Origin of the sequence: Nocardiopsis tropica, assembly GCF_042660575.1 — a bacterium.
Taxonomy (GTDB): Bacteria; Actinomycetota; Actinomycetes; order Streptosporangiales; family Streptosporangiaceae; genus Nocardiopsis; species Nocardiopsis tropica.
This window is the reverse complement of the sequence record NZ_JBHSUF010000002.1, coordinates 68,223-92,509: the sequence shown is the minus strand read 5'-3', so window position 1 is coordinate 92,509 and position 24,287 is coordinate 68,223. Positions and strand designations below refer to the sequence as shown.

At 72.9% G+C, this 24,287-nt stretch carries 22 protein-coding genes; 4 read left to right on the top strand and 18 right to left on the bottom strand.

Annotation, left to right across the window (positions count from 1 at the left end):
• Positions 1-152: 152 nt before the first annotated feature.
• The 9 genes from ACFQBR_RS03035 to ACFQBR_RS02995 form a co-directional block, all read right to left on the bottom strand.
• Positions 153-1,583 carry an endo-1,4-beta-xylanase gene (locus tag ACFQBR_RS03035; protein ID WP_344175994.1) on the bottom strand — a complete coding sequence of 477 codons (1,431 nt, stop codon included), beginning with the start codon at positions 1,581-1,583 and terminating at the stop codon, positions 153-155.
• A gap of 87 nt (positions 1,584-1,670) precedes the next feature.
• Complete coding sequence (locus ACFQBR_RS03030) at positions 1,671-3,806, bottom strand: glycoside hydrolase family 48 protein (protein WP_344175992.1); 2,136 nt, start codon at positions 3,804-3,806, stop codon at positions 1,671-1,673.
• 540 nt (positions 3,807-4,346) lie between these two features.
• On the bottom strand, positions 4,347-5,066 hold the full coding sequence (locus ACFQBR_RS03025; RefSeq protein ID WP_267944613.1) for a nuclear transport factor 2 family protein: 720 nt from the start codon (positions 5,064-5,066) through the stop codon (positions 4,347-4,349).
• 206 nt (positions 5,067-5,272) lie between these two features.
• Entirely contained in the window at positions 5,273-5,944 is a 672-nt protein-coding gene (locus ACFQBR_RS03020; protein ID WP_267944614.1) for a maleylpyruvate isomerase family mycothiol-dependent enzyme, read from the bottom strand.
• A gap of 22 nt (positions 5,945-5,966) precedes the next feature.
• Entirely contained in the window at positions 5,967-6,875 is a 909-nt protein-coding gene (locus ACFQBR_RS03015; protein ID WP_344175987.1) for an IclR family transcriptional regulator, read from the bottom strand.
• Positions 6,872-7,711 (bottom strand): carbohydrate ABC transporter permease, encoded by an 840-nt coding sequence (locus ACFQBR_RS03010; RefSeq protein WP_267944616.1) that lies wholly within the window; start codon positions 7,709-7,711, stop codon positions 6,872-6,874. Before ACFQBR_RS03010 ends, ACFQBR_RS03015 begins: the two co-directional genes overlap by 4 nt.
• The gene (locus tag ACFQBR_RS03005) at positions 7,708-8,577 is read right to left on the bottom strand and encodes a carbohydrate ABC transporter permease (protein ID WP_267944617.1); all 870 of its coding nucleotides are present in this window, start codon (positions 8,575-8,577) and stop codon (positions 7,708-7,710) included. Before ACFQBR_RS03005 ends, ACFQBR_RS03010 begins: the two co-directional genes overlap by 4 nt.
• A gap of 87 nt (positions 8,578-8,664) precedes the next feature.
• Positions 8,665-9,963, bottom strand: coding sequence for an extracellular solute-binding protein (locus ACFQBR_RS03000; protein ID WP_344175984.1), 1,299 nt, complete (start codon positions 9,961-9,963; stop codon positions 8,665-8,667).
• A 196-nt stretch (positions 9,964-10,159) separates the two neighbouring features.
• Positions 10,160-10,780 (bottom strand): FMN reductase, encoded by a 621-nt coding sequence (locus ACFQBR_RS02995; protein WP_344175982.1) that lies wholly within the window; start codon positions 10,778-10,780, stop codon positions 10,160-10,162.
• A 239-nt stretch (positions 10,781-11,019) separates the two neighbouring features.
• Here ACFQBR_RS02995 and ACFQBR_RS02990 point away from each other — a divergent pair, with 239 nt between their 5' ends.
• Positions 11,020-11,463, top strand: coding sequence for a hypothetical protein (locus tag ACFQBR_RS02990; RefSeq protein WP_344175979.1), 444 nt, complete (start codon positions 11,020-11,022; stop codon positions 11,461-11,463).
• Positions 11,464-11,517: 54 nt separating this feature from the next.
• On the opposite strand, the gene ACFQBR_RS02985 is transcribed toward ACFQBR_RS02990, so the two are convergent.
• The 3 genes from ACFQBR_RS02985 to ACFQBR_RS02975 all read right to left on the bottom strand — a co-directional run bounded on the left by ACFQBR_RS02985 (position 11,518) and on the right by ACFQBR_RS02975 (position 14,484).
• Positions 11,518-12,627: an LLM class flavin-dependent oxidoreductase gene (locus tag ACFQBR_RS02985; protein ID WP_344175977.1), complete on the bottom strand. Its 1,110-nt coding sequence runs from the start codon at positions 12,625-12,627 to the stop codon at positions 11,518-11,520.
• Positions 12,628-12,847: 220 nt separating this feature from the next.
• The gene (locus ACFQBR_RS02980) at positions 12,848-14,326 is read right to left on the bottom strand and encodes a glycosyltransferase family 2 protein (RefSeq protein WP_344175975.1); all 1,479 of its coding nucleotides are present in this window, start codon (positions 14,324-14,326) and stop codon (positions 12,848-12,850) included.
• Positions 14,323-14,484 (bottom strand): LPXTG cell wall anchor domain-containing protein, encoded by a 162-nt coding sequence (locus ACFQBR_RS02975; RefSeq protein WP_344175973.1) that lies wholly within the window; start codon positions 14,482-14,484, stop codon positions 14,323-14,325. Before ACFQBR_RS02975 ends, ACFQBR_RS02980 begins: the two co-directional genes overlap by 4 nt.
• 471 nt (positions 14,485-14,955) lie before the next feature.
• On the opposite strand from ACFQBR_RS02975, the gene ACFQBR_RS02970 reads away from it, so the two are divergent.
• The gene (locus ACFQBR_RS02970) at positions 14,956-15,108 is read left to right on the top strand and encodes a hypothetical protein (RefSeq protein ID WP_267944625.1); all 153 of its coding nucleotides are present in this window, start codon (positions 14,956-14,958) and stop codon (positions 15,106-15,108) included.
• Positions 15,109-15,165: 57 nt separating this feature from the next.
• On the opposite strand, the gene ACFQBR_RS02965 is transcribed toward ACFQBR_RS02970, so the two are convergent.
• Complete coding sequence (locus ACFQBR_RS02965; RefSeq protein WP_267950405.1) at positions 15,166-15,528, bottom strand: ADP-ribosylation/crystallin J1; 363 nt, start codon at positions 15,526-15,528, stop codon at positions 15,166-15,168.
• A gap of 744 nt (positions 15,529-16,272) precedes the next feature.
• Here ACFQBR_RS02965 and ACFQBR_RS02960 point away from each other — a divergent pair.
• Positions 16,273-17,259 (top strand): LacI family DNA-binding transcriptional regulator, encoded by a 987-nt coding sequence (locus ACFQBR_RS02960; protein ID WP_267950406.1) that lies wholly within the window; start codon positions 16,273-16,275, stop codon positions 17,257-17,259.
• Between the two features lie 274 nt (positions 17,260-17,533).
• Entirely contained in the window at positions 17,534-18,736 is a 1,203-nt protein-coding gene (locus ACFQBR_RS02955) for an MFS transporter (RefSeq protein WP_344175971.1), read from the top strand.
• Positions 18,737-18,934: 198 nt separating this feature from the next.
• Here ACFQBR_RS02955 and ACFQBR_RS02950 read toward each other — a convergent pair whose 3' ends face one another.
• From ACFQBR_RS02950 to paaC, 5 genes are all read right to left on the bottom strand, one after another.
• Entirely contained in the window at positions 18,935-21,076 is a 2,142-nt protein-coding gene (locus tag ACFQBR_RS02950) for a LamG domain-containing protein (protein WP_344175969.1), read from the bottom strand.
• Between the two features lie 287 nt (positions 21,077-21,363).
• Positions 21,364-21,771 carry a hydroxyphenylacetyl-CoA thioesterase PaaI gene (paaI, locus tag ACFQBR_RS02945; protein WP_267944628.1) on the bottom strand — a complete coding sequence of 136 codons (408 nt, stop codon included), beginning with the start codon at positions 21,769-21,771 and terminating at the stop codon, positions 21,364-21,366.
• Positions 21,768-22,871 carry a 1,2-phenylacetyl-CoA epoxidase subunit PaaE gene (gene paaE / locus ACFQBR_RS02940; protein WP_267944629.1) on the bottom strand — a complete coding sequence of 368 codons (1,104 nt, stop codon included), beginning with the start codon at positions 22,869-22,871 and terminating at the stop codon, positions 21,768-21,770. The genes paaI and paaE overlap by 4 nt, the downstream gene beginning before the upstream one ends.
• Before the next feature lie 2 nt (positions 22,872-22,873).
• Entirely contained in the window at positions 22,874-23,395 is a 522-nt protein-coding gene (gene paaD, locus ACFQBR_RS02935) for a 1,2-phenylacetyl-CoA epoxidase subunit PaaD (protein ID WP_267944630.1), read from the bottom strand.
• Entirely contained in the window at positions 23,389-24,267 is an 879-nt protein-coding gene (gene paaC, locus ACFQBR_RS02930; RefSeq protein WP_344175967.1) for a 1,2-phenylacetyl-CoA epoxidase subunit PaaC, read from the bottom strand. The genes paaD and paaC overlap by 7 nt, the downstream gene beginning before the upstream one ends.
• Positions 24,268-24,287: the final 20 nt, after the last annotated feature.

Sequence of the window (24,287 nt, the reverse complement as noted above, 5' to 3'; positions counted from 1 at the left end):
TCTCCAGTGGTGGGGGGTGTGTCGCGGAGGGGTCCGGGCGCCACCGGCCCGAGGAGGGGCGGGCCGGTGGCGGTCGGTGGGCGCCGGCCGGGGGCCGCCGTGGGAGGCGGCCCCGGTCCCCGGTGCCCGGTCGTGGGGCGGACCCGCGGGGGTCAGGTCCCGGTGCAGACGGGTTGCGGTGCGGAGACGGTCCCCTCGTGGGTGCCGGTGAGGCCGAACGAGGTGGACCGGCCTGCCGCGACCCTGGCGTTGTGGACGGCGTTCACGGCGGTGACGGCGGACCCGCTGCTGGAGACGGAGGCGTTCCAGGCGTGGCCGACGCGTTCACCTCCGCCGAAGTCCCAGGTCACGGTCCATCCGTCGAGGTCCCTGCCGGCGGTGACGGTCACCTCGGCCTGGAAGCCGTTCGGCCACTGGTTGGTGACGCGGTACTCGGCCTCGCAGTCCCCGGCCGGGTCGGTGGGCTCCTCCGTGGGCGGGTCGGTCGGCTGTGGGCCCGGGGTGCCCCCGAGGGCCTCGTGGACCGCCCAGTAGGCGGGTTTGGGCTGATAGGACTCGTCGATGGGCAGGGCCGCGCCCTGGCCGTCGAAGTGGTCGGGGACCCAGGAGTAGGCGTCGGTGACGCCCCAGACGGTCACGCCCGTGCAGCCGTCGACCTCCAGGCAGGTGGTCACGACCTCCCGGTAGTCGTCCGCCTGCCGCTCCAGGTCGGCCTGGCTCGCGGGGACGTTCATCCGGATGTCGAGCTCGGTGATCCGCACCTTCAACCCGAGGTCCGTGAACCGCTCGATGTTCTGGCGCATGCTGGCGGGGACCTGTCCGACGATCAGGTGGCTCTGGAAGCCGATCCCGTCCAGGGGGACGCCCTGGTCCAGCAGGTCGACGACCAGGTCGTAGTAGGCGTCGCTCTTGGCGTTGACGCCGTCGATGCTGTAGTCGTTGATGTACAGCTCCGCCGCGGGGTCGGCCGCCCTGGCCATGCGCAGGGACTCGGCGACGAAGTCCTCCCCCAGGGTGCGGTGGAAGACCGAGTCCCGGAACCGCGCGTCGTCCCCGATGGGCTCGTTGACGACGTCCCAGGTGTCGATCCGCCCGGCGTAGCGGCCCATGGTCGTGCTGATGTGGTCGTCCATGACGGCCAGCAGCTCGTCGGCCGTGAAACCGCCGCCGGACACCCACGAGGGCAGCTGGCTGTGCCAGACCAGGGTGTGTCCGTGGACGTCCTGGCCGTTGGCCTCGGCGAAGTCCACGACCCGGTCGGCGCCGGCCCACGAGTACTGGCCCCGCTGCGGTTGGACCGCCTCCCACTTGAGGTCGTTCTCGTGGGTGACGGAGTTGAACTCGGCGGAGGCGGTCTCCGCGTACTGGGCCTCTCCGAGGCGGTGGGACGCGAGGGCGGTGCCCATGAACACGCCCCGCTGGTCGGCCAGGTCCCGGAGGGTCTCCTCCTGCGCTGTCTGGGCCGGCGGCTCCTCCTGCCCGTGGGCGGAGGCCGCGAAGCCCCCGGCGAGCAGGCCCGCCGCGAGGACGGTCGCGGCGACGGCCCCGGCACGGCGGCGCGCGTGCCCCGTGTTCTCCGACATGGTGTCTCCTACCTTTCCACGATGTGGCGTTGCGGGATGGGGGGCCGGGCGCCCGTGGCGCCCGGCCCCGAGGTGGTCCGTCCGTGCCTATCCCGCGCCCTCACCGCCCTCCCCGGCCGCGCCGCCGAACAGCTCGCCGTGGGTGGCGAGCGCGGTGGCCACGTCGACCTGCGCCCAGAAGCGGTGGTAGGTGAACTCGGGTGCCTCTCCCCCGTCCAGGTAGGCCTGGACCTGCGGCCAGTCCTCGTCCTGCTCGTAGAAGGAGCGGATGGAGGCGAACGTGGAGTCGGAGTCGATCACGTCGCCGTTGGGCATCTGCCCGGTCCAGCCGTCGGGGACGTAGAGCCCGCCGTTCGGGGAGTCGAACGGGTCGTCGAAGCGCTCGTAGTCCGCCCTGGTCTCGGGGACGGCGACGCCCAGGTCGTCCTGGTGGACAAGCAGCGCGTCGAGCAGGCCCTCGGCGGTCTCCTGGGAGGCGGTGTCGCCGGTGGCGGCGGCGTAGTGCATCAGGGTCTTGGCCAGGCCGGCGGCGATGCCGACGTCCTGGTTGTGCGAGACGACCTCGACGCTCAGGTCCGGGTTGCCCGTGGGCTCACCGGTCCAGTCGTCGGGGGCGCCGCTCCACTCCATGTCGGCCGGGACGGCGAAGTCGCCGCCCTCGCCGACGGTGGTGTTGGCGATGGCCCAGGGCACCCAGGAGTCGAGGATGTCCCCGGCGCGCTCGTCCCCGCTGATGCGGTAGTACTCGGCCACGCGCTCGATGTCCCAGACCTGGAAGCCGAACCACCGGTTCGAGGGCGGGTCGTGCCAGACCGGTTTCTCGTCGTAGAACATGCCGTAGAAGGTGGGCGTGTCCGCGGGGGGCTGCGCGTAGGTGCCCTCCCAGCTGTTGGTCGCGCCGCCGGCGATGCCGCCGTCGGAGGACTGGAGCCACTGGAGGAACTCCAGCTGGCGGTCGAGGCTGGTGCCCCAGTCGTCGGCCCCGGTGGCCGACTGCGGCCGGAGCTCGTCGACCTCCGAGAGCGCGTAGGCGGCCATCACGTTCTGGTAGCCCTGGTGGGCGGAGGATCCGCCGATGCGCCAGGCCCAGGGGTACTGGGCGCTCTCCAGGGCGCCGCCCCAGGAGTAGTACCAGGCCATGAGGTAGTGCGCGGAGTCCTTGCCCGTTCCGGGCGGGCAGGACTGGGCGCCGACGCAGTCGCCGACCTCCTTGAAGTACTTGTCGAACATCGCGTAGCGCAGGTAGTCGCCCATCATCGCCGCGTTGGAGACGTTCTCCGCGATGGCGGACTCGTTGCCCTGCTCGCTCGCCCACTCGTGCGCGAGGTAGGCGACCTGGACGGCGCGCGCGTCGGCGTCGGGGGCGTTGGTGTAGCGCCACTGCTCCGAGGCCTGCGGGTCGTCGACGAACAGGTTGAGGTAGCCGGTGCCGTCGTCGCCGCCGTGCGCGAACGTCTCGCAGGAGGGGTGGGGCACGGTCTCCCAGACCGACTCGTTGGAGCCGCGCTGGAAGGTGTTGATGTAGGCGGGGGCCTCGTCGCTGCCGTCGCCGCAGAACCCGTAGCCGTACGTGTTGTCCACGTCCAGCAGCCAGTGCATGCCGTAGACCTCGTCGGTCCCGTAGGTGCTGCTGAGCTCGGCCGCGAGGGGGTCCTGTCCGGCCTCCACCCCCTGGTCGAGCGGCATCGGGTAGTCGCTGGGATCCAGGGACTCGGGGATGTAGGTGGCCGGCGACGAGGGGTCGTAGGCGCCGTTGGTGGGCTGGTCGGCGGTCCCGGGGATGATGAAGGCCTCCATGGAGGCCCAGGCGTCGTTGAACGGCTGCCAGTCGCCGGAGACGCGCCCGTAGGTCGCCTCCAGCCACAGGTAGTAGCTGAAGGCCTCCGAGGTGGTGGCGTGCCCGTGGTCGGGCGCCTCCACGATCAGGGTCTCCACGGAGTGGTAGGGGACGAGGAGGCCGTCGAACTCGCGGAAGTAGCCGCTGGACGGGTCCTTGATCTTGTCGTACTGCTCCAGGAAGGAGGCCTCGTACTCGGTGATCTCCGGGTTCTCGGCCAGGAGCGCGTCGGCCACGGGCGTGTACTCGTAGGTGGAGGCGGGCTCGGCGGGCCCGGCCTGGGCGGAGGGGGCCACCGTGAAGGTGGCCGCCACGAGTGCGGCGCTCACGGCCGCGGGGAGGGGCCACCGCCGTCTGTGGCGGCGGGTTGCGGGTCGGTCGGTCACATCGTTCTCCTCGGAGGGTGCCCCGCAGGGGCCTCTCCGGTGCCGCGGAGCAGGGGCGCGGCGCCCCGGGCGGTGCGTCGGCCGGGGTGTGGCGGCGCCTCGGCGGGGGCAGCGGGGGGCCGAGACAGGGGGCTTGTGCGGGCCTTGAGGACGGGGGGCGCTGGCCGCGGCGGCGTCGGCGTCGACGGTGCGGGGCCATGGGGGGCGCGGTGTCCGCGCCGGTCTCGCTAGCGGTGCCTTCCGGTGCCCAGGGGGACCCGATCCCTTTTCGGGAGCGCTCCCATGAGCAGTGCCGAAAAGTTAACACCATTGATAAGCGCCTGCAATGGGGTCAACCAGAGGAATCCGGCCCAGGATTCGTGATCTACGGGGCTTTTCGGACAGACAGTGGGAAGCGTGCCCGAAGGAGGGACCGGAGACCGCCGGACCCTCCGTCCCGGGGCCCGTCGGAGCCGGGACGGGACCGGCCCCCGCTCCCGCTCCGGAACGCGCGCGACCGACGCGCCCCGGCCCCCGGAGCGTTTCGGTCCGCCGCGGCGGTCAGCCCTCGGCCACCGGCCAGTCGACCAGGGTGACGGGCTCGTCGCCGAGCACCCACGCGTCGTGGTTCGGCGGCAGGCACACGACCTGTCCGGCGCGCACCTCGCCCTCCGTGCCGTCGTCCATCTGCCAGCGCAGGGCGCCCGAGACGACGTAGGCGCGGTGGTTCGCCATGCACTTCGCGGTACCCCTGGACTCGGCCATGTCCACCGTCCAGCGCCAACCGGGCCGCAGGGTCATCCGGACGGCGGTGTGGCCGCCCACCCGCAGTGCCTCCGTGCGGGCCCGGTCGAGGACCTCGGTCTCCTCCGCCCGGGCGAAGTCGCCCGTCTCCGGCCGCGGGGCCGCGGGCTCGTCCCAGGCCTGCACCGTGGACTGGTGGGAGATCCGCCCGTCCCTCAGGTCGAGCATGGTCATGCTCATGACCCGGGTGCCGTCGGGGTAGGAGCAGCGCTCGGTGTAGGCGGCGTGGTCGGCGTCCACCACGCAGTCGAGGACCTCGTGGGTCATGTCGCGCGAGAAGACCTCGCGCAGGGCCGGCGCGATGGCGGCCTTCCCGTGCAGGACCGCCGGCCTGCTGGGCTGAGCCCTCTTGTCGATCATCTCCATCTCGGCGTCGTCCGCGAACAGCGCGAGCATCGCGTCGGCGTCCGCCGACTCGACGGCGCGCGTCAGCGCCCCGCTGTCGAACCGGGGGTCCGTCTCGGTACGGGTGGACATCGTCCGGCCCTCCCCTCCCTGCCCGGGCGGCCAACCCTTGACCGGTCGGGCTCTCTACCCAGTCTGCGCCCGGTCCGGGTCCCGCTTGCGTCAAGACGGGGCCATCTCTGCACATGCCGGCGGAGGCCCCGGGCGCCGCCCCCTGCTGTCGGGGGCCGCCGTCCCCGTCCCCGTCCCCGGCCGCGGGGCACGGGGCCGCGTTGCCGTCACACGACCAGGTCGGCCGCGGGCGCGGGCAGCGTCGGCAGGAACGGGGCCGCGGACGCGGCGTCGCCGCCGCTCCAGTCCATGGCGAGGATCTGGGCGAGGCTGCGCCGACCGGTCACGGCGCGGGCGAGCTCGAAGGCCGTGCCCCTGAGGGTGAGCACGGCGCCCTCGCCGAGCGCCCACTCCTGGCCGGTGTCGGTCGCGACCACGCGCACCGGCGGGAGCTGCGCCGACCATCCCCCGGCCAGGCCGCCCAGCGGGAAGTCCGCGAGCTGGTCGGCGTCCTCGGTCTGCGCGGGCAGGCCGAGGGCGCCCCGGACGTCGTTCTCGTGGTGCCACACGTCCAGGGCGGGCAGGCTGTGGCGCCTGCGCCTCCGGGCGGTGAGGAGTTCCAGCAGGGCCGGGGTCGTGCGGGTCCACTCGGCGAGGACGGCCTCGAGGCCGTGGCCCTCCCGGTCGGCGACCTGGCGCGCGGTGACCTCGTCGCCGGCCGGAGGGGTGACGTCGCCGTGCACCACGTCGGCGCAGAGCCCGGCGAGGTGGGCGTAGACCTGCCTGACGGTCCAGTCGGGGCAGGCGGGCACGACGGTGCCGAGCTGCTCCCCGTCAAGGGTGGCGGCAAGGTCGAGCAGGCGGTTCTGACACGTCTCGTAGATGCGCGCGGAGTCCATCCCCCGAGCCTAACTAACAGCGTTAGGCCAGGGTGGGGCCGCCCCCGGGGAGGGCGGTCCCCGCGGACGCCTCCCGGGTGCGGCTCCGGGGAGCGGGGGCCGCGGCGCCCCTACCCGCCCGACGTGCACTGCTCGCTGCCTCGACCTGCCCGCCGCCCAGCTCGGCGGAGATGCGCGCGGCCACCGCGGCCACCTCCGGCCCCAGCCTGCGCACCTCGACCACCGGCAGACGGCTCACGAGGGAGGAGACGCTGATCGCCGCCACGGGGTCGCGGTTGTGGTCGAACACCGGTGCGGCGACGCAGCGGACCTCGGGCTCGTTCTCCCGGTCGTCGATGGCGTAGCCGCGCTCGCGCACCCGGCGCAGCTCCCCGGCGAGGACCGCCGGATCGGTCACCGTCCTCGCGGTGACCGCAGGGAGGCCCGCCGCCACCACGTCCTCCACGAGGTCGTCCGGACAGAACGCGAGGATCGCCCTGCCCACCGCGGTGCGGTAGGCGGGCATCCTCGCGCCGATCCGCGAGGCCATCCGGACCGTGGCCGTGTTCTCCACCTTGTCCACGTAGACGACGTCGTGGCCGTCCAGCAGCACCAGGTGGCAGGTGTGCCCGGTGCGCCTCATGAGGTCGCGCAGGTGGTCCGAGGCGACCGAGCGCAGCTCCATGTCGTCCAGGTAGGCCTGCCACAGGGTGAGGGCGGCCGTGCCCAGGCGGAACCGTCCGCTGCGCGGGTCACGGGTGAGCAGGCCGTACTCCACCAGCGGCACGGACAGGCGCAGCACCGTGCTCTTGTTCACCCCCACGTTCTCGGCCACCTCGGTGAGGGTCGCGCCGCCGCTCCCGGCCGGGCTCGCCCGGACGAAGTCCACGATGGCCAGCGCGCGGCGCAGCGACGCCGACGAGTTGCGCCGGGGCGCCGGGGCCCGGTTCACCCCTTCACCGCCCCTCCCAGCCCCGAGGCGAGGCGGTGCTGCACGAACAGGAAGAACACCAGGACGGGGATCGTCATCAGGACCGAGCCCGCCATGATGCCGCCCCAGTCGTTCTGGTCCGGCTTGAAGAGCGACAGCAGGGCGATCGGCAGCGTCTGGTTCTCCTGCGCCGAGATGATGAAGGTCCGGGCGAACAGGAAGTCGTTCCACGTCATGATGAACGAGAAGATACTGCAGGCCACCACGCCCGGGGCCACGAGGGGGAAGAGCACCCGGGTGACGAAGGCGAGGCTTCCGGCGCCGTCCAGCCAGGCCGCCTCCTCCAGCTCCCGGGGGACCGCCGAGACGAAGCTGCGCAGCATCCAGATCGCCAGCGGCAGGGCGAACGCCGTGTGCACCAGCATGAGCGATCCCAGGTGGTTCAGGCCCAGTTCGGGGACCCCCTGGCCCACGGCGCGCATGAGGAAGAACAGCGGGATGGTCAGCGCCTCCACCGGGACCATCTGCGCCACCAGCACCATGACGAGCAGAGTGGTGCGGAGCCGGAAGCGGTAGCGGGTGAGCGCCACCGCGGCCAGGAACGCGCAGAGGGTCGAGGCGGTCACGACCACGACCGCCACCAGCGCGCTGTTCAGCAGGTACTGGCCGAACCCGTCGACCGTGAGCACCCGTCGGAACGAGTCCAGGGACGGGGTGAGGGTGTAGGGCGTGGTGTCGCCGGCCTCCAGTTCGGCGCGCGGCCTGAGCGCCGAGAGCAGCATCCAGTAGAGCGGCAGGGCGACGACCAGCGCGACGAGCAGTCCCGCGATGTCGTTCCTGAGTCGGCGGAGCGTCACAGGACCTCCCCTTGGCGGCGCAGGGCGCGCAGGTAGACGAGCGTGATCAGGAGGAGCAGCAGCGTGGTGATCACGCCGATGGCGGAGCCGAGCCCGTACTGGCCCGAGGCGAACGCCTTCTGGTACGCGTAGACGTTGAGCACGAGGTTCTGTCCGGCGATCCCGCCGCCCCCGGTCATGACGTAGATCTGCGTGAAGATCTTGAAGTCCCAGATGATCGACTGGATGGTCACGATGGTCACGGCCGGGCGCAGGATCGGCAGCATCACCGACCAGGCGATCCGGGACGTGGAGGCGCCGTCCAGACGCGCGGCCTCGACGACCTCCCCGGGGATGGCCCGGATGCCGGCGTAGAGGGTGACCATGACGAACGGGAACGAGCACCACACCACCTGCGCGCCGACGAGGCCGAAGGCCGACCACTTGTCGTAGGTCCAGGAGTGCCCGGCGAACTCGGTCAGGCCCAGCCCGGCGAGCGCCTGGTTGACCGGGCCGAGGGTGGGGTCGAACAGCAGGAGCCAGACCGCGCTGCCGGTGACGGCGGGCGTCGCCCAGGCCCCGAGTGCGGCGAGGAAGAGCAGGGTGCGCACCCAGGGGGTCAGCCGGGTGGCGAGCACGGCCAGCGCTCCGCCCACGGCGAGCGTGCCCGCGACGCACGCCGCGGCGAAGCCGACCGTGTTGAGCAGCACCTCCCAGAACTGGGCGTCCGCCAGCAGTTCACGGTAGTTCTGCCAGCCGACGAAGCGCAGGGGCTCGGCGCCCGTGACCTGGGGCTGGCGGTAGTCGAAGAAGGAGACGAGCACCAGCTGGTAGAGCGGGTAGACGAGCATCCCGCCCAGCACCACCGCGGCGGGCACCAGGTACATCCAGGGTTCGACCCTTCGGCTCCGGTTGCCGGAGGGTCCGCCGGTCGGGCGGCGGCGCAGAGCTGTCCGGTTGTCCATGTCGGCGCGTCACCCCCGCCCGAAGGCGTCGTCGAGGGCCCGCGCGGCCTCGTCCGCGGCCTGGTCGACCGAGGCGTCCCCCGCGGCCAGGCGCTGCACCATGGCCGGCAGGATGCCCTCGGCGTCGACGGTCGCCCAGGAGGGGGTGACCGGGACGAACCGGGTGCCCGCGTCGATGGTCTCGACGAAGGGGGCGATCTCGTCGTCGGAGGCGGCCAGCCCCGCCCGGACGTCGGTGAAGACGGGCAGGTTGCCCATGGCCTCGTACATGCGCAGCTGGTACTCCTTTCCGGCCAGCAGCTTCACGAACTCCACGGAGAGCGTGCGCCGCTGGGTTCCGGCGAGGACGCCGAGGTTGTTGCCCCCGGCGAAGGCCGGGGCGATGCTGCCGGGCTCGGTGCCCGGGAGCGGTACGACCGCGGCGTCGTCGGCGATGTCGCTGGCGCGCACCGCGTTGAGGTTGAAGTTGCCCCCGATGGTCATCGCGGCGCTGCCGGCCACGAAGTTCTGCACGGAGGCGTCCCCTCGCATCTCCGAGCAGGTCTGGGGCGGGCACACGTCGTCGGAGAGGATCTGCCCGTACAGCTCCAGGCCCTCCTTGGCCTCGGCGGAGTCGATGGTCGCGGTGTAGGAGTCGCCGTCGGGTTCGGCGATGTCGCCGCCGTGCGCCCAGACGAACGGCATCATCGCGTAGGTGTAGGCGCCGCCGGCGGAGACGCCCAGCATCCGCGGGTCGTCCTCGCGCACCGCCCGGCCGGTCTCCACGACCTCCTGCAGGGTCCGGGGGACCTCCAGCCCGAGGTCCCCGAGGACGTCGGTGCGGTAGTAGAGGGCGCGCACGCCGAGGAACCAGGGCACGCCGTAGTCGGCGCCGTCGACCCGTGCGGTGGCCGCGACGTCGTCGGAGATGTCCGCGCGGGGCTCCCAGTCGGCCAGGTCCTCGGTGAGGTCGGCCAGGCCCGCGGACTCCACGTACCCGGCCAGGTCGGTGTTGCCGTACTCGGCGACGTCGGGGGCGGAGGCGGGGTCGAGGAAGGCGCCCTGGAAGCGCTCCGCGCGGGTCTCCACCGGGATGTACTGGACCTCGACCTCGACCCCGTCGTGCGCGGCCTCGAATTCCTCCACCGCCGCCGCCACGACCCGTTCCTTGGGTGCCTGGTCGACCTCGGAGAACAGCCAGACGCGGAGGGTTCCCTCCGTCTCGTCGACACCGGAGGCGGCGCCGCTGGTCTGGAGGGGCGCGCACGCGGAGACAAGGGCGGCAAGCCCGAGGAGCGCGCAGGCGCGCGCGGGTCCTGAGAATCGCATCGGTACTCCCTCACCAGGCCGGTGGGGTGGGGTCGGTGGGGACCGACAGCCTGGTGGAGTGACCGTAGTCACTCGGTCCGACTCCGTTGAAGGGAGGAGTGCCAATGTTGTGCAGGGCACAACGGAGGCGCGCAGTGCAGTGCACTGCGCGCCGTGGATCGGCCCCGGTCGGGCGTGTTCGGGGTGCGGCGGGGGGTCAGGTTCCCAGGCCGGACATCAGTTCCGCGAACGACGTGGGCTCCTCGTAGGGGTCGTCGGCCCCGGGGGCGTGGTCGGCCGCGAGCAGGGCCAGCTGCCGTGCGGCGCGGTCGACGCGCTCGGACAGCTCCCGACCGCCGCCGCCTCCCGCCCCCCAGTCCTCCGAGGCCGCGTACACGCCGGTCGGCACGACCACGGAGCGGGTGTAGGCGAACATCGGGCGCAGGGCGTGCTCCAGCACCAGCGAGTGGCGCGGGCTGCCGCCGGTCGCGGCGACGAGCACCGGCGTCCCGTCCAGGGCCTCGGGCTCGACGATGTCGAAGAACGACTTGAACAGGCCGCTGTAGGAGGCGTTGAACACGGGGGTGACGGCGATGACGCCGTCGGCGGCGGCGATGTCCTCCAGGACCCCGGGGAGCTCCCCGGTGGGCACCCGGGTCGTCATGGCGTTCATGATGTCGTGGGCCAGGTCGCGCAGCTCCACGACCCGGGTCTCGGCCTTCTCCCCCCGGTCGGCCAGCGAGGCCTCGGTGGCGGCGGTGAGCCGGTCGGCCAGCAGCCGGGTGGAGGACGGGGTGCTCAGCCCCGCCGACACGGTGACGATCCTTCGGGTGCTCATGCCTGGCCTCCACGCGAAAGGTTTTCTAAGAAGAAGTTTCCTGGAAAGGATAACACTCGGAACGTCCGGCCCCCGGGGCCTATTCCCCGTGACCGGTCGGCCGAGCTCCCCGGGAACGCATGAGTTTCCCCCGCACCACCTGGGGGAACGCCCCGGCGCCCGTACGGCTCACGTGTAGGGCCCTTCCCTGCGGCTATGTGCCTGGGAGGAGACGTCCCCTAGCGCGGAGGAAACGTCACATGAACGCACGCACCAGACCGTCGAGCGTCACCGCGGTCCTCGTCCTGCTGATCCTGATCACCCTCTACCAGCTCGGAGCCGGCGGGCTCGCCCTCCTCGGCGGGTTCGCCGCGCAGGCCGCGCCCTCGATGCCGACCGCGACCGAGGTCCCGCCCTGGGCCATCTTCGTGGCCGCCGCCGTGGCCCTCGTGTACGGGGCCGCCTCGCTGGCGCTCACCGTCATGGTCGCCCGGGGCCGTCCCGCGGCGCGGCCCGCGGCCCTGGGCGTCAACGCCGTCTACGGCGTGGGCATCCTCGCCCTGGCCTTCACCCCGGTCGCGGGGCTCCCGGAGCTCGTCGCCGCCGCGTTCGCCTTCACCGTGATCGCGCTGCTCTACTCCGGGGGCGCCAGGGCGTACTTCGCCGGGAGCGCCTCCCCGGCGGCGCCGGGCACCCTCGCCTGACACCCGCTCCGGGGTGCGGGGCGCACCCGCACCCCGGGCCGGGCGGGCCGGGGCTCAGGCGCGGCCGGTCTGCGCACCCTTGTCGCCCCCGGCGGCCTTGGCCGCCAGCAGGGAGGCGTGGGTCGGGGCGTCGGGGACGTGGGCGGGCCGCCCGGCCGCGAACTCCTTGCGCAGCACCGGGACGACCTCCTCGCCGAGCAGGTCCAGCTGCTCCAGGACCGTCTTCAGCGGCAGGCCGGCGTGGTCCATGAGGAAGAGCTGGCGCTGGTAGTGGCCGAAGGAGTCCCGGAAGGTCAGGGTGCGGTCGATGACCTCCTGCGGGCTTCCCACGGTCAGCGGGGTCTCGCGGGTGAACTCCTCCAGGCTGGGCCCGCCGCCGTAGACGGGGGCGTTGTCGAAGTAGGGGCGGAACTCCTTGACCGCGTCCTGGGAGTTCTTGCGCATGAAGACCTGCCCGCCGAGGCCGACGACGGCCTGGTCGGCCTTGCCGTGGCCGTAGTGCTCGAAGCGGCGCCGGTACAGGGAGATCAGCTTCTTGGTGTGCGTGGCCGGCCAGAAGATGTTGTTGTGGAAGAAGCCGTCACCGTAGTACGCGGCCTGCTCGGCGATCTCCGGGCTGCGGATCGAGCCGTGCCAGACGAAAGGCGGCACCCCGTCCAGGGGCCGGGGCGTGGAGGTGAAGCCCTGGAGGGGGGTGCGGAACTTGCCCTCCCAGTCGACGACGTCCTCCCTCCACAGGCGGTGGAGCAGGTTGTAGTTCTCCAGCGCCAGCGGGATGCCCTGGCGGATGTCCTGGCCGAACCAGGGGTAGACGGGGCCGGTGTTGCCGCGGCCCATCATCAGGTCCACCCGGCCGTCGGCCAGGTGCTGCAGCATCGCGAAGTCCTCGGAGATCTTCACCGGGTCGTTGGTGGTGATCAGCGTGGTGGAGGTGGACAGGATCAGCTTCTCGGTCCGCGCCGCGATGTAGCCGAGCATCGTCGTCGGGGAGGACGCCACGAACGGCGGGTTGTGGTGCTCTCCGGTGGCGAAGACGTCGAGGCCGACCTCCTCCGCCTTGAGCGCGATCGCGACCATCGCCTTGACCCGCTCGGCCTCGGTCGGCGTGCGTCCCGTCGTCGGGTCGGTGGTCACGTCGCTGACTGAGAAGATTCCGAACTGCATGGCCTGCTCCCCGATATTGTTTCCTGAGAAGTAATTTCCTATGAAGGTATCACGGGGAACGGGTGGGGCGACACAGGTATTCCCCGGCGCTCCGGAGCGGAGGGCGTGGACGGCGGCGCCCCCGAAGGACCGCCGCCCCGGGGTCCGGGGCGCCCCGTGCGGGAGGAGGGGTCCCCTCGGTTCATGGGTCCCCTCCCCCGGCCCCGACGGCCCCGCTCCCTCACCCCGGGGAGGCGCTCCGGGCGGCGGCCCCGGGTTCCGCCTGCGGGGAACCGCCGGCCATGGCGACCTCGACCCCCTCCCTGGTGCCCCAGCGGGTGATCCGCCTGCAGGTCAGCATCGCGTAGAGGTACAGGGGCCGCAGCACCAGGAGCCTCCACACCGCGGCCGCGGGGGAGACCAGGTACAGCAGGAGCAGGTAGCCCGCCGACTCGTCGCTCCTGCGCACGGTGAACAGGCGCAGCGCCATGATGTAGTTGATCGCCAGGCCGATCACGAGTGCGGCGACCGCGATGGACCTCCACTGTTCGCGCAGGCCCTCGTCGCACAGCACGAGCAGCGGAACCGCGTAGGCCACGAGCATGTGCAGGTACTCGGTCACCGTCCCCCAGAACACCACGCCGCGCAGCGGCATGTACCTCAGCCACCACAGGTGCCGCACCGTCGTCCCCCTCATCCAGCGCAGCTGCTGGCCGAAGTAGTGGCGCGGGCGCTCCGGGACGAGGGTGAAGACGATCGCGGACGGCTGGTGGACGGTGTCGCCCTTGAGCAGGGCGTAGAAGGTGAGCATGGAGTCGTCGTTCATCTGCATGGGACGGCCCCAGAAGTGCTCGTTCTCGTAGGCCCCCGCGCTCTCGCGGACCGTCTGCGCCCGGTAGAAGGCCAGGGTGCCGGAGTTGATCGTCACCCGGCGCAGGACCGACTGGGCGCTGCGCAGGCCCCGGGTGAACGGCAGGTAGAGCACACAGGTGAGCCTGGTGAGCAGGTTGGCGTCCCTGTTGAGCACCAGGACGTGGCCCGCCACCGACTGCACCCGCGGATCGGCGAAGGGCGCGAGGCCCTCCCTCACGGCGTGGCGGTCGAGCACCGAGTCGCTGTCGAGGGTGACGAAGACGTCGGCGTCGTCCTCGGCGAGCACGTGCATCTGGGCGAAGCGCTTGCCGCGGTTGGCGGTGCGGTCCCAGGTGGCCTCCACCCCGAGGCCGGCGGCCCGGGCGAGGAACGCGTCGCGGATGCCGCCGTAGTCCACGGGCTCCCCGTCGGCGTCCACGGAGCCGTCGTCGACGACCCGCACACGGTCCACCGCGCGGCTCTGCGCGAGGACCGAGTCCAGGCACGCGCGCAGGACCAGCGGGTCCTCGTTGTAGACGGGGACCTGGACCGTCACGGTCAGGGAGTCGAGCGCCACCTGTTCGTCGGCGGTCGCGCGGACGGGCCTCTCCAGCCAGGCGAAGGGCGCCCACCACAGGAGCAGGAACGAGGCGAGCCACACCATGGCCAGGCTCGCCCGGGGTTCGTGGAACCCGCCGACCGCGCCGACCACGTGGGCCATGCCCCACACGGTGAACGCGGCGAACGCGAGCATCCCCAGGAACGCCATCGCGCCGGGGCGCGCGGTCCTGGCGGTGGGCAGGACCGGGTCATGCGGCGGCCGGGTCCGGCCCCCGGACCGGTCCGCGTCGCGGAAAGTGAGGGTCATCGCTCCAGCGGCCCCCTGTTCCGGCGGAAGGAGACGCGGACGAGCAGCGCTCCGGCGACGACCAGGACGAGGCCGACGACGACCAGCCAGAGGTAGCCGGCGGCGAACCCCGTCGCCGCGAGCGTCGCTCCGGAACCTGTGGAGTATCCGTAGGGCATGTGGGCTTCCTCGGGATCGGGTGACTTTACGTCACATGTCTCCCACGGAACGTCCTCGCCCCCAAAAGAGAAAGGCCAATTTCACGCAAAGACCGGGGCATGGTTCGCGAACCGCTCCGCCGGGGGTGGGGACACCGGAGCGTGCGCGGGACCGACATGTCCGGAACACGGCACCGGAACCGGTGTCGAGCGGTCCGCCGGACGGTCGGCCCGGCCCGCTCCGGCACTCCGTCCACAGGCCGGAGACCGTCTGTTCACGCGGATGTGGTGCGCGGGTATGACCATGCCCAGGGACCGGACACCTCCCGGGGAAGGGAGACCGGTGCGACGCAAGCCGAACGGTCGTCACCGCGTGCTATCCCTGACCCGAACCCCGCGGTCACCGGGAGTCACGGCGACCGGGACGTCCGAGCACGTGATCACACGAGAAGGAGGAGGGCGCGCCCCACCGGCCCCCGCGCCCGGAACCCCATGGCCACCACCCTCGACCCCCGACGCGACCCCTCCGCACCGGCCACCGACCGCACCGACCGCGAGCCCGTCGTGCTCGCGGACGCCTTCGGCGACGTCCTCGCCGCCCTCACGGACCTGGACCCCGACCTGGCACTCGTGCCCGACGCCTGACACGCCGACCGGCGGGACCCCGCCCCCGCGGCCGGGGTCCCGCCCGCTCCCCTCCCGTCAGCGGGGGGAGACCCCCTCGGGGTGCTCGGGCAGGTAGGACCACACCAGCTCGATCGGGCCGCGCAGGTGGGCGTTGAACTCCGCCAGCTCCTCCGCGGGCACCCACAGCTCCAGGATCGTGCGTCCGCCCGCCTGCCTCACGGGGTACCGGGACGCGAATCCGGCGTCCACGCGGAACCGGGTGACGTGCCCCTCACCGTCGCGTGGCAGGTTCCACTCCCTGGCGATCCTCTCCGCGTACCCCCGGTTCAGGACCGGGTAGAAAATGGGCTGCTCCGGCAGCCGCGGCGGCCACTCCCGCCAGCCGGAATCCCTGACCAGGGCGAGTTCCCGGGGCCCTGTGGGCCGCCACAGGGTCATCGTCCCCGGCGTGCCCGCGCCCCCTGCTGTGCTGTTCACAGCAGGAGCATAGGCATCCCTTGCCCCAGTCAGCACCCGCTTTTTACCGGCCGGACCGAAAATCGGTGCGAGGAACGGGAACACCACAATCAGACGAAGCGTTCTCACAGGTGAAGCGCCCCAGACCGAACCCCGACCCCGTAGTCTTCCCACACCCACCCAGGTCCTGTGAGGCGCTCCCACCACAAACCAAGCGCGGATGCACGCGCTCGTGTCGGCAATGGGGGTTTCCGGCACGTATTCAGTCGCTGCATCCGCCTTCCCAGCGGCCAGACCGCACTCAGTGCACACTGGCCGCGCCCGCTGTGGCCCGCGTTGGGGGACGTGGGCCACAGCTACGTCCGGGGACGTGCCGCCACACCGGCACGTCCCCGGACCCTTTTCACCGCCCTTCCCCCGGCCTCCGCTCCCCGTGCCTCCCGCACGTGCGCGTGCCGGGGTCGCCCCGCCGCTCCGGCGGAAGGCCGGGGCCCGCCCGCGAGACGAGGCCCCCGGCACGGACCCCCGACTCCCACATCTCCTCCGCGAGGTGTCGGGCCCTACCGGCGCCCCGCGCCGAGGACGCGGACGGCACCCGGACGGCCGGGGCCGCGCCCCGCAGTACGATGCGCTTACACCAGCGAGTCCGAGGGGACGCAGATGCCGAAGCCCGGTGACCCCGGCGCGGGCGGGCCCGGGGGGCAGCGGCCCGCCCGGCGCCCGACCATGGCCGACGTCGCCGCCCGCGTGGGCGTCTCCCGGCAGCTGGTCTCCCTCGTCCTCGGCGGGCGCCCCGGTCCCAGTGCCTCCGCCCGCGAGCAGATCCTGCGGGCGGCCGAGGAGCTCGGCTACCGGGCCGACACCGCCGCCCGCCTCCTGCGCCGGACGCGCAGCCGCCAGGTCGGCGTGCTGTTCACCCTGGAACACCCCCTCGACGCGCACGTGGTCGAGGCCGTCTACCCGGTGGCGGCCGAACTCGACTACAGCGTCGTCCTCAGCGCCATGCTGCCCACCCGCACCGAGCGCGAGTCCGTCGACGACCTCCTGGGCCTGCGGTGCGAGGCCCTCATCCTCATCGGCATGTCCGCCGCCGCCCCGGCCGACCTGGCCAAGGTCGCCGAACTCGTGCCGGTGGTGGAGATCGGGCAGCGCACCGGCGCGCCCGGCACCGACAGCGTCCGGACCGCCGACGCGCGCGGGGTCCGCCAGGCCGTCGACCACCTGGTCTCCCTGGGGCACGGCGACATCGCCCACGTCGACGGGGGCGACCTGCCCGGAGCACGTGAGCGCCTGAGGGGGTACCGGGAGGGGATGGCCGCCCACGGGCTCTCCGGGCGCGTCGACGTCCTCCCCGGCGACTACACCGAGGAGTCCGGGGCCCGGGCGGCGCGCACGCTGCTCTCCCGGGTCCGGCCCCCGACGGCCGTGGTCGCGTGCAACGACCTGTGCGCCCTGGGCCTGGCGGGAACCCTGGTCCGCGCCGGGACCTCCGTTCCGGAGGACATGTCCGTGGTGGGATACGACGACAGCCGCACGGCCCGCCTGCCCTTCCTGCGGCTCACCTCCGTGCGCCAGGACGCGGCGCAGATGGCCCGGCTCGCGGTCCGCTCGGTGGCCGAGCGGCTGGACGACGGGCGCACCGGGAGCCGACACCTGGTCCTGGAGCCCGTGCTCACCGTCCGGAGCAGCACCGGACCTCCTCCGCGGCGCTGATCCGGCCCCGCCGGGGCGGCCCCGCCGGGGCCTGCCCCCGCTGCGGGTCCGGCCGGGACGCGGGAGTGGTGAGGCTCTCCCCCCGCACGGGACAGATCACACCGGAATCGTTTGAGAACCCCCCGGCCGTGCTGCGAGGCTGGATTTAGCACGTGCCAAACGACCCTTGCGCGCCTCGGCGCTCCGGCAGGGTCGCCGAGGCGCGGGCTTTTCGGGCGACGGCGCCCGCCGCGATCCCCGTCTCTTCCCCGTCCCTTGTCTGGAGGGCCCACCCATGCCTCTGGCCCTGCTCGCCCTGGCCCTCGGGGCCTTCGCCATCGGTACCACCGAGTTCGTCATCATGGGGCTGCTGCCCGACGTCGCCGCCGACCTCGGCGTCTCGGTCCCCACCGCCGGCTATCTCATCTCCGCCTACGCGCTGGGCGTGGTCGTCGGCGCGCCGCTGCTCACCGCGCTCAGCACACGTGTCCCCCGCAAGACGGTCCTGCTGCTCTTCATGGGACTCTTCCTCGCGGGCAACCTCGCCACCGTCCTGGCGCCCTCCTACGGGGCCGTCTTCGCCTCCCGGGTCCTGGCCGGCCTGCCGCACGGGGCCTTCCTCGGCGTGGGGTCCCTGGTCGCCGCGCAGATGGCCGGCCCCGGCCGCCAGGCGACGGCGGTGTCGCGCGTCCTCCTGGGCCTGACCGTGGCCAACATCGTCGGGGTGCCGGTGGGCACCTTCCTGGGCCAGGCGATGGGATGGCGCGCCGCCTTCCTGGTCGTCTCCGGCATCGCCCTGCTCGCCGCCCTGGGCGTCGCGGCGTTCGTGCCGCGCCAGCCCGCGGCGCCGGGGGCTGGCCTGCGCCAGGAGCTGTCCGAGCTGGGACGCCCCCAGGTCGTGCTCGGCCTGACCACCGCGGTCTTCGGTTTCGCCGGGGTCTTCGCCGTCTACAGCTACGTCTCGCCGATGATGACCGAGCTGGCGGGGATGTCCGCGTCGTCCGTGCCGGTCGTCCTGGCCCTGTTCGGGGTCGGCATGACCCTGGGCTCCCTGGTCGTGGGGCCCCTGGCCGACCGCGCGCTGCGCCCCACCATCTACGGCTCCCTCGCCGCGCTGGCGATCGTGCTGGCGCTGTTCACCGTGACCGTGCACAACCCCTGGACGGCGGCGGTCAGCCTGGTCGTCCTGGGGGCGGTGGGGTTCGGCGTGTGCACCCCGCTCCAGGTCCTGGTGATGAACCGGGCCGGGGCGGCGCCGACCATGGCCGCGGCCTCGAACCACTCCGCCTTCAACCTGGCGAACGCGGGCGGGGCCTGGCTGGGCGGCGTCGGGATCAGCGCGGGCCTGGGCTACACCTCCCCCGCCGCGATCGGCGCGCTGCTGGCCGTCGTGGGCCTGGGCATCGCCGTGCTGGCGGGCTTCCTGGACCGCCCCCGCGCGGGAGGCGCCCGGGAGGGCGCCGGGGCGGAGTCGCCGAGCTTCAGCACGGCCCCCTGAGTCCGGGCCGCGCCGGGGAGGCCGAAGCAGCCTCCCCGGCGGTCTCCACGGCGCGGTCGCAGGGCGTCTCCTCACCGGGGAGGGAAGAAGGACCGTCCCCCATGGGACGCACCTCCTTCCCCGCGTGTTCGCGGTCGGGGACGCCACGAACGACAGCGGCGGGGCGGGCCCGTCGGCGACGGGCCCGCCCCGCCGGGCTCACACCGGGGGCCGACCGAACCTGATGTGGGTGATGTCCTGCCGCAGCGCCACTCCCTGGTGCACCTGGGCCAGGCCGAGCGCTCCGGTCCAGGCACGCTCGACGCCGCCGGCGTGGCCGGCTCCGCCGATGACGACGTCCCCGTCGGCGTGCCAGGACCCTTCACGCGTCGTCGTTCCCGCGAGCTGTCCGTCCACGTAGAGCTCCAGCGTGCCGACGGTGTGGTCGTAGACGCCGAGGATGTGGACCCACCTACCGGTCACGGCGAAGGTGTCGGAGAGGACCCGGTGCGCACCGCCGCCCCCGCCGGCGTCCTCCGAGGCCGTCTCGAAGACCCACCGGCGGCTGTCCGCGTCGTACCCGAGCGCGAACCCCGAGGTGTGTTCGCCGCTCTGTGACAGCGCCACCGCGTCGGCCTCGCCATCGTCCAGACGGACCTCAGCCGAGGCCGTGAAGCTGCGATCGGTCCGCACGGCGGCCCCGTCGGTGCGGAAGTGCTCGGCGAGCGCGCCGTCCAGCACGACGGCGGGGGCGAACCGGATTTCGGAGTAGGTGGCGTCCCACACCGTGGCGGGATCGCCGTGCAGCGTCGCGTCGAGCCCGTGGTCGGTGCTGTCGGCGGCCGCGGGACCGTCGTACTCGTCCAGCAGCCACACGCCCTCCTGGACGACGGGCCTGTTGGCGTACTCCCAGACCTCCGATCGACCGGTGCTCGAATCGACCAGTGCCTCGTCGGAGAGGACACGTTCCCAGACGATCACGTCGTCGACCGCCCCCGGCCAGCCGAGGACCGATCCGCCCTGCCCCGTGCCGCCGCCGATGGCGAAGGCTCCCCCGGCGTTCCACGCCGACGCGTGGTCCGCTCCGCCCTGGTGGACGCCGTCGACGTAGAGGTCGATCCTGTCCTCCGCGGGGTCGTGGGTCGCGAGCAACCGGGTCCAGGCACCCGTCTCGGCTGCTTCCCGGGAGAGGACCTGACGGTCGAACTCGGCGTCCACGTCGTCGGCAGACGTCTGCCGGAAGGCCCAGCGCCGCTCGTGCGCGTCGTAGCCGAGCTGGAATCCGCTGACGTGCTCACCGTCCTGGGAAACGGCGACGGCGTCCTCGTCGGCGTCGTCCAGCCGCACCCAGGCCGTCACCGTGAACGCGCCGGAGGTGTCGACGACGGGCCCCTCCGTGCGGAGGTGGCCGTCGGACGTCACCACCGACGCCCCCTCCAGTCGGTGGGTGCCGCCGCGTGTGCCCGCCCTGCCCCGCGCCCAGTCGATGGCACCGGTGCCCTCGGCGGTCCTGCCCCTCACCATGGAGTCGTGTGCGGTGGAGTCCCCGCCCTCGTCGAGGGGGAAGTAGGCGACGGGGTCGGCGTGCGGCGCGACCCAGAACTCGTAGACCCTCGCGCACGGAGACGAATTGCCGTAGGCGTCCACGGAACGCGCGTGGATCGACCGGGGGCCGGACCTCTGCGGTGTGATCCGAACCGTGGCCTCCCCACCGGGCTCCTCCAGCTCCACCCGCGTGGTGCAGATGTTGTCGTCGACGGAGTAGTAGAAGGCGACCGCGTCGTCCACGCCGTTGGCGTCGAACGTGAAGTCGCCCGACCGCCCAGGTGCACCGTGGAACCTGTTGTCGGCGGGGTAGTCGTCGGACGTGACGGTCGGCGGCACTGCGGGCTTGCTCGTGCTGATCTCGATCCAGCACCGGTCGGACCACTCGCCCCACGCCCGTGTGTCGTGGCCCCGGGCGCGGTAGCCGACCAGGACCTCTTCGGGCAGGTCCCTCGCGGTGACCGAGTGCGTCACGGGGGGACCGCCCGGAGCCTGTGAGACGTACACGGAGTCCGAACTGCCGAGTGGCTCCTCGGAGCCTTCGAGGCCCCATTCGAACTGTGCCTTGACCTGCTGTGACACCGTTTCCGCGTCGGGGTCGGAGATGCCTCCGCTCAGGGTGAGCGTAGTGCTGTTGAGGAGGGTGGGATCGGCCGGGTCCGTCGAGCAGGCCTCGCCGCGCGCGGTGAGCGTGGAGGTCTCCGGCCGGTCCGGGGGGCGATTGTCCTCGGCCAGTGCGGGAGACTGCCCGAGAAGGGAGAGGGCCAGTGCGAGGGCGGCCGCGGCCGCCGTCGTACGGGTCAGGGAACGACGCATGTGGGGGATGCCCGTCTGGTCGGGTCCGCCTGTGCGCGGACGGAGGGACCGAATGGGAGAAACCTACTGACAACCCCACATAAGCAACAAGACTCTCGAAAGCCCCACAAGGCCCTTTGTGTACAGTGACTTGGCCATAAACCCCCTTGGCCGGTTGCGGACACGGACTCTTCCGCACACGAAGGGCCAGGACTTGCGCAGCAGGAATCACGGATGTTCTCCCCCGCGCACACGTGGGGCCGGGCCCTCATCGGCCCGGCCCCACGTGTGTCGGGTCCCCTCTCGCGTCAGGTGCGGCCGGGCAGGGTGCGGCTGCGCCCCCGGAACTCGGCGACGACCTCCTCGCCCCGGCGCACGGTGACGTCGTAGAGGCCGCTGCGGCCGAACAGCGTCCGCTCCTGGGCGGTGGCCACGAGCTCGTCGCCCTCGTGGGCGGCGGCCACGAAGGTCACGTCCGCGCCGGAGGCCACCGTCACCCCTCCCCCGTCCGTGTTGCACGCGCAGGCGAAGGCGGTGTCGGCGAGGGTGAACACGTATCCGCCGTGGGCGATCCCGTGCCCGTTCACCATCATCGGGCCGACGGTCATCTCCACGACCGCGGTGCCGTGGTCGGCCCGGACCAGGCGCATCCCCAGGTTCTTGGACGCGCGGTCGGCCTCGAACATCCGCCAGGCGGTCTCGTTGCGGGCGCTCACGAGTCGAAGTCCACGGTCACGGTGTCGGTCTCGGGGACGGACTGGCAGGACAGGGCGTACCCGGCCTCCACCTCGGCGTCGCTGAGCGCGTAGTTGCGCAGCATTCGCACCTCCCCCTCGCAGACCCTCACCCGGCAGGTCCCGCACACGCCGCCCTTGCAGGCGAAGGGCAGGTCGGGGCGGTAGCGCTGGGCCGCGTCGAGCACAGGTACGCCGCGCGGCAGGGTCAGGGTGCTGGTGCGGCCGTCCAGGACGACGGTGACCTCGCTGGAGGGCCCCTCCACCCCGGGCTCCTCGTGCCTGGTCTGAGGGGGCGGCTCCGCACCCTCGACGAAGAACAGCTCCTGGTGGATGCGGTCGCCGGGCACGCCGCGGCCCTCCAGGACCTCCCTGGCGTCGGTGACCATCCCGTAGGGCCCGCAGAGCCACCAGTGGTCGGCGGCGTCGGCGGCGACGACCGTGTCCAGGAGCGCCTCCAGCTTCCCGCCGTCCAGGCGCCCGGTGAACAGGTCGGCCTCGCGCGGCTCGCGGGAGAGCACGTGCACCAGCTCGAAGCGGTGCCCGTACGCGTCCTTGAGGTCGGCCACGTCGTCGGCGAACATCACCGTGTCGCTGCGGCGGTTGCCGTACAGCAGGGTGACGTGGGACCCGGTGCGGCGCAGCAGGGACGAGGCCATCGACAGCACCGGGGTGATGCCCGAGCCGGCGGCGATCATCACGTGGCGGGCCGAGGCGCCCAGGTCGGGGCTGAAGCGTCCGGTGGGCGCGCCCACCTCGACCTCGTCGCCCGGCCGGACCTCGTTCACCAGCCATCCGGAGAACAGGCCGTCGGGTACCAGGCGCACGCCCACGCGGGGGGCCTCCCCGACGGGGGCGCAGATGGAGTAGCTGCGCCGTTCCTCCACGCCGTCGACCTCGCGGCGCAGGGTCAGCGACTGCCCGGGGGCGAACGCGTACTCCTCGGCCAGGTGGTCGGGCACCTCGAAGGTGACGGCGACGGCGTCGTCGCACAGGCGCTCGACGGCGGCCACGCGCAGCCGGTGGAAGGCGCCCCGGCGGCGCGGCGGGGCCTGCCCGGCGTCGGTGACGGGTGTGGTCACTGTCAGATCTCCTTGACGTGCTCGAACGGTTCGAGGCAGGACCGGCAGCGGTGGAGCGACTTGCAGGAGGTCGCGCCGAACCGGGACAGTTCCTCGGTGTCGGCCGCGCCGCACAGCGGGCAGCGCGGAACGGTGCGGGTGGGCATCAGGGTCAGCGGCACGGGCCCCGGCGCCCGGCGGGGCGCCCCGCCGGGCGGTGAGATGCCGTTCTCGGAGAGCTTGCGCCTGCCCTCGTCGGTGATCCAGTCGGTGGTCCAGGGCGGGGACAGCTCGGTGCGCACCTCGACCCGGTCGAAGCCCGCGCCGCGCACGGCCCGGTCCACGTCGGCGCGCATCTCGGCCAGCGCAGGGCAGCCGGAGTAGGTGGGGGTGATCCACACGGCCGCGGTCCCGTCCTCCTCGATCTCGACCCGGCGCAGGATGCCCAGGTCGGCGAGGGTGAGCATGGGCAGTTCGGGGTCGGTGACCGCCGCGGCCGCCGCCCGGGCGCGTTCGGGGCCGGTGGTCCGGTCCGTGGCTACCATGTCGCCTCCGGGTGCTCCCTAACCACCTTCTGGAGTTCGTCGAGCAGCGGGGCGAGGAGTTCGGTGTGCCTGCCGTCGCGCCCGGCGGTGGCGCTCTCGGGGAAGGGCGCGGGGGCGTCCAGCGTGGCCTCGACCAGCACCCGGGCGAGGACGGCGTGGACCTCGTCGCGCACGGTGGCCGGGTCCACGCCCACGCCCTGGCCGGCCAGGCGCGCCTCGACGGGGTGGGTGGCGAAGAGTTCGCCGGTGAGCGGCCACACGGCGGCGACGGCCTCGGCCGTGCGCTCGCGGGAGTAGGGGGTGCCGTCGCCCAGGCGGAGGGTCCAGGAGACCGCGTACTCGCGGTGGTAGGCGAGTTCGTTGACCGCCTTGGCGGCGATCGCGGCGAGCACGGGGTCCTTGCTGTCCGTGAGCCGGGCGAACAGGGCGAGCCGGGAGCTGGACAGGGCCAGCAGGGTGACCACGGCTCGGGCGAAGTCGCCCCGGGGGGCCTCGGCCAGGTGCACGTTGCGGAACTCGGTGGGGCCCCGCCGGTAGGCGAAGGCGTCCTCGTCGCGGCCGGTGCCGTCGGCCTGGCCGGCGCGGGCCAGCAGCAGGCGCGCCTGGCCGAGGAGGTCGAGGGCGATGTTGGCCAGCGCCACCTCCTCCTCCAGTTCGGGCGCGTCGGTCACCCATTCGACGAGGCGCTGCGCCTGGACGAGGGCGTCGTCGCCGAGCATCTGGCAGTACAGCGCGAGGTCGCCGCCGTCCACCCCCGCGGGGAGGGTGGTGTCCACGCCCGCGAGGGCGTCGGTGAAGCCGGTGCCGAAGGCCCAGCGGGCGTCGCCGCCGTGCTCCTCGGTCAGGGCCGTGAAGATGGTGTCGCCACTCATGGTTGTTTCCTTTGGCCTCG